Annotated in this window: 10 protein-coding genes and 2 pseudogenes; 4 read left to right on the top strand and 8 right to left on the bottom strand. The window is 43.9% G+C overall.

Features of this window, described 5'->3' with window-relative positions; all coding sequences use genetic code 11:
- Positions 1-365: pseudogene (locus AC6R0L_RS10685) on the bottom strand (energy transducer TonB); the annotation flags it as partial.
- 365 nt (positions 366-730) lie between these two features.
- On the opposite strand from AC6R0L_RS10685, the gene hutX reads away from it, so the two are divergent.
- Together hutX and hutZ are read left to right on the top strand one after the other, a co-directional pair.
- Positions 731-1261 carry a heme utilization cystosolic carrier protein HutX gene (gene hutX, locus AC6R0L_RS10680; RefSeq protein WP_500629108.1) on the top strand — a complete coding sequence of 177 codons (531 nt, stop codon included), beginning with the start codon at positions 731-733 and terminating at the stop codon, positions 1259-1261.
- Positions 1262-1322: 61 nt separating this feature from the next.
- Complete coding sequence (gene hutZ, locus AC6R0L_RS10675) at positions 1323-1853, top strand: heme utilization protein HutZ (protein WP_487902734.1); 531 nt, start codon at positions 1323-1325, stop codon at positions 1851-1853.
- 159 nt (positions 1854-2012) lie between these two features.
- Here hutZ and AC6R0L_RS10670 read toward each other — a convergent pair whose 3' ends face one another.
- Positions 2013-2531, bottom strand: a complete 519-nt coding sequence (locus AC6R0L_RS10670) for an aminotransferase class I/II-fold pyridoxal phosphate-dependent enzyme (protein WP_500629116.1) — start codon at positions 2529-2531, stop codon at positions 2013-2015.
- Positions 2532-2811: 280 nt separating this feature from the next.
- On the opposite strand from AC6R0L_RS10670, the gene AC6R0L_RS10665 reads away from it, so the two are divergent.
- Together AC6R0L_RS10665 and AC6R0L_RS10660 are read left to right on the top strand one after the other, a co-directional pair.
- Positions 2812-3159, top strand: a complete 348-nt coding sequence (locus AC6R0L_RS10665; RefSeq protein ID WP_500629107.1) for a hypothetical protein — start codon at positions 2812-2814, stop codon at positions 3157-3159.
- 496 nt (positions 3160-3655) lie between these two features.
- Positions 3656-4120 carry an NYN domain-containing protein gene (locus AC6R0L_RS10660; protein ID WP_500629106.1) on the top strand — a complete coding sequence of 155 codons (465 nt, stop codon included), beginning with the start codon at positions 3656-3658 and terminating at the stop codon, positions 4118-4120.
- Between the two features lie 71 nt (positions 4121-4191).
- Here the strand turns inward: AC6R0L_RS10660 and AC6R0L_RS10655 are convergent, their stop codons facing one another.
- The 6 genes and pseudogenes from AC6R0L_RS10655 to AC6R0L_RS10630 form a co-directional block, all read right to left on the bottom strand.
- A complete protein-coding gene (locus tag AC6R0L_RS10655; RefSeq protein ID WP_500629105.1) occupies positions 4192-4707 on the bottom strand; it encodes a GNAT family N-acetyltransferase in 516 nt (171 codons plus the stop codon).
- Positions 4694-5650: a hypothetical protein gene (locus tag AC6R0L_RS10650; RefSeq protein WP_500629104.1), complete on the bottom strand. Its 957-nt coding sequence runs from the start codon at positions 5648-5650 to the stop codon at positions 4694-4696. Before AC6R0L_RS10650 ends, AC6R0L_RS10655 begins: the two co-directional genes overlap by 14 nt.
- Position 5651: 1 nt before the next feature.
- Entirely contained in the window at positions 5652-6239 is a 588-nt protein-coding gene (locus tag AC6R0L_RS10645; protein ID WP_500629103.1) for a hypothetical protein, read from the bottom strand.
- The gene (locus tag AC6R0L_RS10640) at positions 6229-8034 is read right to left on the bottom strand and encodes an MFS transporter (protein ID WP_500629102.1); all 1806 of its coding nucleotides are present in this window, start codon (positions 8032-8034) and stop codon (positions 6229-6231) included. Before AC6R0L_RS10640 ends, AC6R0L_RS10645 begins: the two co-directional genes overlap by 11 nt.
- Positions 8027-9271 (bottom strand): radical SAM protein, encoded by a 1245-nt coding sequence (locus tag AC6R0L_RS10635; RefSeq protein ID WP_500629101.1) that lies wholly within the window; start codon positions 9269-9271, stop codon positions 8027-8029. The genes AC6R0L_RS10640 and AC6R0L_RS10635 overlap by 8 nt, the downstream gene beginning before the upstream one ends.
- Before the next feature lie 509 nt (positions 9272-9780).
- Positions 9781-10333, bottom strand: a pseudogene (locus tag AC6R0L_RS10630) (group II intron maturase-specific domain-containing protein); the annotation flags it as partial.
- Positions 10334-11099: the final 766 nt, after the last annotated feature.

Below are 11099 nucleotides of genomic sequence, written 5' to 3'. Positions count from 1 at the left end.
GGCTTTTTCACTATTGTTTTTTCTGGTCTAACCGCAGCTTTGTCTGGTCTAACTGAAGCTTTGTCCGGTTTCACAATAGCTTTGTCTGTCTTCACCGCAGATTTATCTGGCGTGGGCATCGGTGTCGGGATCGGCTCGGCAATAGCTGCCGCTTCGATCGGTGCAGGTTCCGGTTTCACGGGCAGGTCGGCCTCTGGCGAGACACTAGGCGCTGGAACTGCCGCTGCTTTAAAGTTAATTGAGACACTCTGAGACTGCGTTCCCGCGGGCATCGCAAATACTTTCGCTTCATGAGCGACGAGTAATATGGCCCCGTGAACCGCTAGTGAGAGCGTTCCTGCGATAGTGTAGCGTTTGACATTCACGGTGATTTCTCTTGTCCGACATCAACAAATTGCCAAGATTATTACTTACAATGCAAATAAGATCAATTATCAATTGCATTATCATTAGCGTGGAATTATGATCTCGTCCAGTTTTTAAGATTTTGGCGCGAAGCAAGAGCTGACAAGCGCTAAGCGAGTAAATAGCATGTTGGATATCCATCAATTTGATGAATCAGTACTCGGTAAAGAAACCTCTGATCCGTTGCATTTTGCCTTCGCGGATAAAACCTCAAGACTTGGCACAAGCGGCGATCAAGGTTCTACAATTTTATTATCAACCCGCCTCAATGAGCCCTCATCATGTCGGTTCATCGCTTAGAAATGGAACGTTTATGGATTCAGTAATGACAAAGACCCAACAGCCAGACACGCTTGCTCAGCAAGTCGCAGCGCTATTAGACAGTGACCCAACATTGTTGCCTGCTGCCATCGCAGAGCAGTTAGGAGTCAGTGAGTATGACGTGGTGGCCGCTTTGCCGACGGAGATGGTGACCTTGGTCTCGGGCGACCATGCGCAAGCTGTGCTGGAAGCGTTGGTTGACTTTGGACCAGTGACGACAATCGTGCACTCATTTGGCTCTATTTTTGAAGTCAAAGCGCCGTTTCCAAAAGGGAAAGTGGCCCGCGGCTACTACAACCTAATGGGACGCGAAGGTCAGATGCATGGGCATTTCAAACTCGACAACGTACGTGCGATTGCCTTAGTCAGTAAGCCTTTTATGGGACGTGAGAGCCACTATTTTGGTTTCTTTAGTCAAGAGGGTAACAACATCTTCAAGATCTACTTGGGCCGCAATGAAAAGCGTGAACTCATTGCGAGTCAGGTTGAACAGTTTCACCAGTGGCATGCGCATTATAAAGGTCTATCAAAGTAACCGCGCGCGGCTAGGACTTAACAACAATCATAAAATTGAGAAAGACAATCAGGAGCTCAACATGGAACAACAGGTCAAGCAGGAACGCTTGCAAGGTCGCTTAGGCCCAGAAATCAAAGAATTTCGTCAAGCGCGTAAGACATTGCAGTTGGCGACAGTCGACGAACATGGCAAACCCAATGTCAGCTATGCGCCGTTTGTACAAAATCAAGAGGGATACTTTGTGCTGATTTCTGAGATTGCCCGTCACGCGCGCAATTTGCAGGCGAACCCGACGGTATCCATCATGTTGATCGAAGATGAAGACAGCTCCAAGCAACTCTTTGCTCGCAAGCGCTTAACCTTTGATGCCACTGCACACGTTGTGGAGCGAGAAAGCGAGCAATGGCGACAAGTGATCGCGCAGATGCAAGAGCGCTTTGGTGAGATCATTGATGGCTTGAGTCAGTTGCAAGACTTTGTGCTGTTTAATCTCAAAGCAGAGCAGGGCTTGTTCGTTAAGGGATTTGGTCAGGCGTATCAGGTATCTGGTGACGATTTGGTGGATTTTGTCCACCTGCAAGAAGGGCATCGCAAAGCCTCCAACGCATAAAATAGTCAGGTGCTTAAAGTCATCATCTGCTTAAAGCCATTATCTACTTAAAGCCATCATCCGCTTAAAGAAAGCCGCCGCCTAAATCAATCAGCGATAAACGACAAAAGGGAGCCTGTGAGGGTAATCACAGGCTCCCTTTTAATTGTCTAAGAAGACTCAGTGAGAGGATTGGGCGATGAGGCTTGCCAAATCCTCAATACCTTGCTTCCAATCCGCGGTGGTGGTTAAGTTGGCGCAGCTAAAGCGCATCGAGTGTTGGAATTGCGTGCCGGTGGCAAAGAGTGAGCCGGGGAGAAGGCTTATTCCACGTGGCTTCGCGTGTTGATAGATGGTTTGACTGTCGCAGTGGTCGGGCAAGGTTAGCCAGACTAAAAAAGAGCCTTTCGGTTGGTGTAGTGAATAGTGACCTGAAAGGGTGGGATAGCGCTGCAAGGCGAGATCCAACTGGGTGATAAACAGTTTAGTGTTGTGCTGATAGAGCCGGCGCATTTTCTGCACGTGCGAGCGGTATTTACCGGTGGTGAGAAACTCTGCCACGGCAGACTGCATCAGGTTAAGGCTGCCCATGTTATCGCTCATCAGGTAACGCTCAATCTGCGCTTGGTATTGACCCGCTATAATCCAGCCGATCCGCAACCGTGAATCGAGCATCTTCGAGAGCGAATTGACATAGATGACCCGGTTGTCTTACTTCTACATTTAAACTGGTGATTGATGTTGCTGCCATTTTACGTGGCGTGGCATGTTTACTAGTAGTACTCATTTGATAGATGAGTACGGGGATGGGGTGGCAACACCCCTTAACTCCTACACAGATTAGAGCAATTTTCGAAGGCTGTTATGCCCCTTTATAATTTAGTTCTGCTTCCAATAGCAGCTTGCGTTTATCGTCATTGCCTAAATTTCTGTAATGCGATAAACCTAAACATACCACTGATTTAGTACGAGTGACTGTATGCGAGTAAAGATTGAAAAAAATGAACATGGTGAACATTACTTTGTAATACCTGATGAGTTGCAAAAAGAACTCTCTTGGAATGAAGGAGATGCTATCCAGTGGATTGATAACGGAGATGGTAGTTGGACTTTAAAAAAGTTGAGTAGGCTTGAGGCTTTAAAAGCAAAAGCATTTGAAAACCCTGACGTGAAAGAAGAATATGATCGAATTTGCACTTCTTTAAATGTGGATCAGCAATCTTTCGACGCATTCAATGAGGTATTGGATGCTCCTCCCAAAGAAAATGAATGCATAAAAGACTTACTAGAACGAAAGTCCCCTTGGGATGATGCCGAAGAGAAATAGCTGTTGTACCGGTGATGAACAAGCGATCTCTTTCCAGGGATTTTCTGGCAAAAATGTAACAACTAAACTGTTCGTTCTTAGTTCTCGTCTATCAACTGCCTAGAAATCCTCGGTAGGTCAGTTGTTGCAAAAAATGCACTAACTTAAAAATGCCCCTTTATTGTTTAGAGTTGTTACTCATAACATTTCTGAGCCCCCACATTTGAATAAATATTGCTAATGCCTATATAGTGCAACTAACTACATAGAGGAGGGTTGCGCACGGGTGATGGGCAATAGAAAATCGCTGTATTAATTGATCCAGAAAACACTCCATCCTCAAAGCTAAAACTGGTTATTGAAGAGCTATCTAGTTTGGGCAGATAATCGTTAAACGTGCACATGGCGACTTTTCTGCTGAACAACTAAAAAACGGGAAGCAGCCTTTGAGTGAGTTGGCGATTCAAGCCAAACAGCAATTCGCCTACACATCTGGAAAAAATCGGTAGACTCTTTAATGATTATTGACGCAATGGATCTCTTGTACAGCCAAAGGTTTGATGCTTTTACTTTGATATCCAGTGATAGTGACTTTACAAGTCTTGCCAGCAGATTCAGAGAGTCGGAGATACACGTCATCGGTGTTGGAAAGGCGATGACTCCGACTTCGTTTAAAAATGCTTGTGACGACTTTGTCGTTATAGAGAACTTAAACGCAGACGTTGAACTTGAAGGCGTGCAATCAAGCTCTAATCAAGACGCAGAATGCAAATTATGGCGATTAATGCATCACGCTTGGCAGAAGTATAGAGATGAATCGGGTTGGGCAAAACTAGGTGAAATTGGCAAGTATTTAAAGAGATTGAAGCCAGATTTTGCCCCTCGAAACTACAGATTGAAGACGTTATCTGACTTTTTTGATAAGTATCGACACACTATAGAACACGCAACAGCAAACGTTCTGGTATGGAGTTTCAGTTGATAACAAAGGCTAGCAGACAAAATGATGTGCTGTTTTCGCTGATAGTTTAAACGAGTTTCGTTTCCTACCAATTAGGTGGACAGGTGATAAATTAGGAGATCTTGCTCCACCCCGTCTTGAATGCAATAACTTGGACTAACCTTTTTAAGCTGACCACCACACTTTTTCGCAATGTGTTGAGAAGCTACGTTGCCTTGAAGACAATGTATTTCCAATGTTCGTATGCCATGTTCCTGTTTGAGTTGTGCTTTGGCTTGCTCTATACAAATACAGGTAATATTATGCCCTTGGGCTTCACGAGTTAACCAGTACGCCACTTCACTTGAAGAGCGGTGCTCATCAATGGTTCGTATACCAAACACGCCAGCGATTTTATCATCAACCCATATCGTAAACCATCGGGCCACATTTTCTGGGAACCCAGCACGTTGCTGAATGTAGCGAGTCATGGTATCGACGTCCTTGACTTCATCGACCCAATACAAATAGCGAGAAAGATATTCTCGCTCTTGCTGGACTACCTCAAACATGGCCTGCGCGTGCCCTACACTTAATGGGGTTAAGGTGAACTTATCATGATTTATCATATTTTGCCTCCAACTGAGAGATGGGAAGAGAAAACTTTGCGATCTCTGGAGCTCTGCTAAGATAATCAATGGCCTCTGTCGTAAGCATCACTCTCCCCTCTTCCACTTGGTAAATTGCGATGTGCTCTAGTGGGTGCGACTCGAAAAATGATTGTAATGAGTAGTTAGACACACGAATTGGCATATAGTCATTGAGTAAAGCGCTCAACTGTACATCAAACGGGCCCGACATATTGGTCCCGATTAAACCAAACAATTGCTCCCGATTGTCACTACAGTGACGCAAAGCTGAGTAGTTATTGCGAAAAGCTTTGAACACAAATCCACTGAAACCATGTTTCATCAATTCAGGATAGGAGAGTTGTGGCAACGATTCATCGGCAATGAACATATGAGACTTAGCGTGTCCCACGTTCATATCATAATTCTCGTTTAGAGGCTGTTCTAGAGCAAAATAATCAACATCTTCGAGCAACTTCAACGTCGAGGCGAAGTCCGTGTGTTGGATTGACGCGTTGAAATCGAGAATAAACTTCGCTTTACCTCGGTGAAAGTTCAGAAATTCTTTCAGATGATTCAAATGATGAGGACTGGTTTTCAATTTGACGTAGTCCGCGCCAGGTTTCCAATCACCATTCTGAGTAATCCCCACCGTTTGATAGGTGCTCGATGTTTGACTGGGTGTGAGATCAAAAGCACGATAGTGTAGATTTGCAAAGTAGCTGATCGCGTTTTGGATATGCGGAGAGTCGACACAAGTGTACTCATTGAATCGTAACTTTAGACTAGCTAGCGACTCACCGGCGCTTGGTGATAGCGGAAATTCCATTGCAAATCGAAGTTGGTCATTGACGGCAAACGCGATTAAGATTTCCGGCTTTGCAGAAATAGTCCCTGAAGCAGTGTGAATGGCGTATGGTATAGGATGTTCACGCACCAACAATTTAAGCGATATAGCCATACACAACCTCATATCCCATGGCGGTAATCTGAGCCTTGCTCTGCTCCATTTTCTCAGTCCCTGCTTTATCGATAGAATTGAGCATATAAAAGTCGGGGGCCCATCTTGCTAATATGGGCAGGATGGAAGCAAGCCTGAAACCCTGAGACAATGACACAGTGAAAGAATAGTTTATGTCCAGTGACTGAAGATGAGCAACATTGTCTTCCCAAGTACGTTGGAACCTGACACTATGCGAATTACGTTCGCTTAACAAGACATCCGTGCCAACAGAAAATCCCGAGAAATACGGTATATGTCTCAATCTCTCAACAAAGGGAGGCAGTGGTACATGACCACCGGTGGCAATACGAAAGATTTTCTTGTTCTCGACACATAGACGAATTAGCGGTAGTAGCTCTCGAGAAGTCAGCTCAAGTGGTTCTCCTCCTGACAACAAGATGATATCTTCGTGGGCGTGCGCGATCTCTTCTGTAGCTTTAGTACGAAGTATTGAGCGCTCTTGCCCATGTGGGCAATGAACACACTCAGCATGACATCCCTGATTGACAATGACGGTTTTAAGGCTCATGGGAACTACTTAAGGCAAAGCTAGTGGTTAGTTTTCGGTAGGACTGGACCAAGTCAGCCAAGTACCCACCTTCGTAATCGTCAGTTAAAAAATCAGCAAGTTGTTCACTTTTTTGACGAAGAAAACCTGTCACCCAATCATGCGCGTCTTTTTCGGTTACCTCGAAGGCTTCGACGATAAATGCGACACGCTCTTGATTGGTGAGATCCAGTGTTGGGCTGGTTATTAAGGTCAATGCGTCAAAGAGCGGATCACCTAAACTTGCCAGATCCCAGTCCACGACGTAAATGCGACCTTCACTGACGAGAATGTTGTCGGGGTGCAAATCTCCGTGGATCACAACCTCGTTATGAGGAATGCTCTTCCTGTCATTAAAGCACTGAGAGAACGCATTAATGACGACCCGTTGCTGGTCACGATGTAAACTCGACAGCAACTCTCCGCTGATGTATTCCCACTCTACTTGGTTGTCTTTAACCGACAAGAGTTTTGGAGAAGGGTAGCCGCGCTTGTCACTTTGTAGGAATAGTGGATTGATATCGTCTGCTCTCGGATATTGCTGAATGTAAGACCATTTTGAATAGAAACGTTTCACAAAGTGCTTTTTCTGAGACATTGAGCGAACTTCTCGTTGTTCTGAGATTGTTTCATTGTGACGTCGGACTACCCAAGCTCCCAACACGAAAACCCCGAGACTTAGCGCCGATAGGATGAGGTTTACCTCTGAGAAATTGGAAAAGCCCCAAGAGTAGAGCGCACTCAGTAGTAAGCCCATGATGGCAGACAGCATAGCGGCGATCGACATTGCCGTGGAGAAGGACTGCCTGTTTTTCAGTGCAGTCATTAGGTTCGCGCTGATAATAGGCCGGTACACAGATTTGAACCCACACAATACGACATAACCCACAAATACGACCACGACATCATCGACGGACATCAACGCAAACGCAAGACACGACACTAACCCCAACAACACGAAATTAGTGTCTAATAGCCATCGATTCATTAGATATTTACGATACACGTCTGAAGCATACGCCGACGCTACATTCCCCAAAACAAAAAACAGACCAATCACTACCGTGGGGTTGAATGTTAATAATTGCTCAAAATGAACTTGTACTGTTCGTGTGTTTATTGCTACCAGAAAAGCGCAAACAGCCCCCATAAGCGCAATGGATAAAAAATAAATATTATATACGTCAGTCGTAGATGATTTAATTAATTCAATGCTGGACTCCTTTCTTTTGAGATTATTTATTTTCATATTTGGAAGGCTAGCCAACGCAATGAAAGAAATCACAAATGAAAATAGTTGAAAATAAAATGGCCATTCGGGCTGGATGTTATATAGCACACCGCCAATTAAAATCATAGGTATGGTGGCTTTATAAAATAAGGAGTTCAGTTCAAATTTATAGCGCTCGATTTCATTACGTTCAATTATGGCACACAGTAGCTTGTCTTCCGCACCAGAAAATAGAGACGAAGATAGTGAGATAAACAGCATGTAGAAAAAGTAGGACTCAACTCCTCCTAATCCGAGGATTGAGACAAAGGCCAAAATAAACGACACGAGGCCCAGCTTAAGGATATTCTTATTACTCCATTTGTCGGATAAGACGCCAAACGGGACCTCGAGAATAAAAGGGAGAACACCAAACAAACCTGCGATGTAGACTATATCGGACACCTCCATGCCCTTTTCATTGACCAAAAATATAGAAAAAATGGGTACCACCCAAGCAGTGGACTTACCAATATAAAACAAACGGTATAACAAATGATTACTCACAAAACACCTTTCCTCGACAATCGCTGCATCTGTTACTATCCTTCAAAGCTTGAATGGGGGCTTTCGCCGACCAATTAACCTCATCCAATTGGTAGATGTTACCGAAGGGTTCAGAGTAGAAACAGTTCTTTAACGCACCGTCATAGTCAACCAATAAGGAGATCAAAGGAAAATTGCACGGCTCAGAAGAGGTCACCCGACTTCGAGTGTTGTGCGTGTAAAATTCAAGGCAATCCACAAATTTTTCAACATTCCAATCGATTTTACCTTGGTCATGCATGGAGCGAATTTTCTTAGTAACTGGCGAATTAGGATCGTTGAGCACCCCGAATAATTTGGAACATTCTTCTCGACTAGGGAGCAAGTGATCTTTTAGTTGACTCGCTACCTCAATAGTTATGGTGTCGCGGGAAAAGCTTGTGGAATCAGTGTCAAGCGGGCTAAATCCTACATAATCAATCGGGCTACTATCGATGAAGGTCAAATAGTCCATCAAGTTGTTCGTCACGACACTAGTCAAGGTCGTACGGATTCCGATGTTTTGCTCAGGGTTTAGTGTCTTTAATTGCTTAATGTTAGCCCATACTCGATCAAACTTATTAGTGCCTCGAATGCGCTTGTATGATGGAGCATCGATACCATCCATAGAGATAATGATCTCATTGATTCCAAACTTAGCCAACCAATCGAATTTGTGGAGCAAAATGCCGTTAGTGTTTAGCTCTATCTTCAAGCCATGTTGTTTAGCTGCTGACAATACCGACTTGAGTTGCGGGTGAAGTAGTGGTTCACCACCAGAAATCATGACCGAGCTAGCGCCTTTTTTAGCCAACATTCGAAAGGTTTCAGACAACACATCCACGTCGTGAAAATGGCGCTTGGCCTTCCAGCAATCGCAGATCATGCATGGGCTATTACAGTTTTGAATGATATGAACGATGGCGGTCGTCGGGGACCAATATTGTTCAAAGTCGAGTTCGTTGAACGTTGCCGACGTAAGATTGCTTTTGTTGAGGGTAAACCCTTTCTCAGCTAAGTCTGCCATCAGCGCGTGAAAATCCGTTTGGATAACCTCTATAGCTACCTCGCACTCCTTCGCCACATCATCAAGGGAGCGACCTTCGATGACAACCTCTTTAATTAAATAGGTGGCCGTGGTATTTAGTTCTGTTGTCGCTATTTTTTTTAGGCAAGTTAAGGTACGTTTTTCATCGTTAAGAAGATACTGTTTTTTCATGCTAAAAACCAAAATTTAGAGGCGGAGAACCCCTCCGCCTTCATTACCAAATAATGCTAAAATTACTTAGTTTTCTTTTCCACTGGTTTAAAACAAGTTGGGCGGTCGATATTTGTTGGTGTGGACTTTGGTGTTTGGTATTTCATTTTAATATTCCTTATTAATTAATTTATAACTATTTAATTGTTCTCTTGTTTTTTTGAGAACGTATTTATATTGCTTTTTGTTTAATAGTAGTTCAATAGTAACTTGTATGAAAGTTGACTCACATCACGATATGCATCAATGAGCAGTGCAACGATGTGGTATCGATTCAGGGTTGTAAACATAGGAGGATATAAGTAAGTTTATAATTTGTAGTGAAAACAAAGATAATAACTGGCGACAGATGGCTCTCGCTAAAGCATCTATGTTGAGTAGACGACACCTGATACCAAGTGTCGTCCCTCTAAGAGCCCAGCGCGCAACTTTCACCGCACTGAGCAAGGCACTAATTGGCACCCAGCAACTTATGAAGCAGCGAGAGCAGGATCATGCCAAGAGTTATGGTATTGTTTCTTTGATTTTCTCTTAGCCAAGTATTCTTGATATTGAGGATCAAAAGGCGTAACGGCACTCGTGATTTTCACATGTCTCTCTATGGCACTTTAGCTATTTGAAACAGATTGAACTGACAATCCATATTCATGATCTTCTGCCAACCGTGAAATTGCCATTGACTTTGAAGGTTGATGAAGTATTCAAGGGCGATCCAAGTTCTAGATTTTGTTGGATGACGCTTTTTAGCCCAGAGCCATAATATATGGAATAGCTTGTGGCCTACATATCCGAATACCTGTTTCGCAACGCAGTGTCGATAGTAATTCGGCCAGCCCCTGAGTTTCGGATTTATCAACTTGATTAAAGCGTTGACGGGGATAGTTGCGTGCTTTTTGATGAGTTCGCGCAAGTTACTTAAGAATAGCAGTGTGCTGGATTGCTCGGTTTAATGAGCACTTTCCCTTTGTACTTCCTATGATTCAAACCTAAGAAATCAAAACCACGGCTGATATGGGTAGCGTGTAGTGGGCGATTGATTATGGCCAGTCCGTTAGAGGCTTTGCAATATTAAAAGTAATCCATTAAATACTAATTTAGCAAAGTCATTGAAACGTTTTTGTCCAAAAGTTTCTTACGCGGAGCTATGGTTTTATGTGAGCTATGGTTTTATGAAAGGCTGTATGATGCAAAGGAGGATTGCTTGTATAGCAGAGCGCTGGTTAGCAACAAAATGTCGAGAATTGCTTTGATCGACTTGATGGGATAGTTGAGAATTTCGGGGTGATTTTCTCAGGTTTTTGTTAGAGAAAGGACTTTTTGTTGAGAAAGCCATGAACCCATTGGTATTGCTGGTCTCTCTCATGATTCATAAAAACAAAAATTAATTCTTGGTTAGCCTCAATCATCCTACGCGTGATTAAGCCAATGATTTGTCGTTGAATTGACAACAAGTCCTCGTCTTTAACCTCTTATCCGCCCTCTTTTGTCTCAATGGACCACGGGTTGCTCGGTGCGTGTTGGCGGAGCTAAATCAAAGCGGATGATGAGCCACTGCACGGGTTTTGGCAGTTGATTCATAATAGAGAAAAGTGGACCGGCCGTTTGACTGGGAAAGGTCGTGGTGACGGGCCAAGCCGAAGCGGGGGCTGGGTGGGTGCCACACTCCGCAACGGAGAAATGTATTGATGGCAATGATTTCATCTCTCTTACCTCACAATCCAAAGTAGAAGACAAGCGGGCAACCTCGCCCGCTTGTTTTTACTGGAGCTCTAGAGCGCCAGTGAGAGAA

The organism is Vibrio sp. R15-SG3-ISO1A, from assembly GCF_059833955.1.
This window is presented reverse-complemented; position numbering and strand designations above follow the sequence as displayed.

Bases quoted from the DNA above. Each gene is read 5' to 3' on its own strand.
- AC6R0L_RS10645 (WP_500629103.1), bottom strand. From the start codon at position 6,239: ATGAGCCTTAAAACCGTCATTGTCAATCAGGGATGTCATGCTGAGTGT.
- hutX (WP_500629108.1), top strand. From the start codon at position 731: ATGACAAAGACCCAACAGCCAGACACGCTTGCTCAGCAAGTCGCAGCG.
- AC6R0L_RS10660 (WP_500629106.1), top strand. From the start codon at position 3,656: ATGATTATTGACGCAATGGATCTCTTGTACAGCCAAAGGTTTGATGCT.
- AC6R0L_RS10635 (WP_500629101.1), bottom strand. From the start codon at position 9,271: ATGAAAAAACAGTATCTTCTTAACGATGAAAAACGTACCTTAACTTGC.
- AC6R0L_RS10665 (WP_500629107.1), top strand. From the start codon at position 2,812: ATGCGAGTAAAGATTGAAAAAAATGAACATGGTGAACATTACTTTGTA.
- hutZ (WP_487902734.1), top strand. From the start codon at position 1,323: ATGGAACAACAGGTCAAGCAGGAACGCTTGCAAGGTCGCTTAGGCCCA.
- AC6R0L_RS10655 (WP_500629105.1), bottom strand. From the start codon at position 4,707: ATGATAAATCATGATAAGTTCACCTTAACCCCATTAAGTGTAGGGCAC.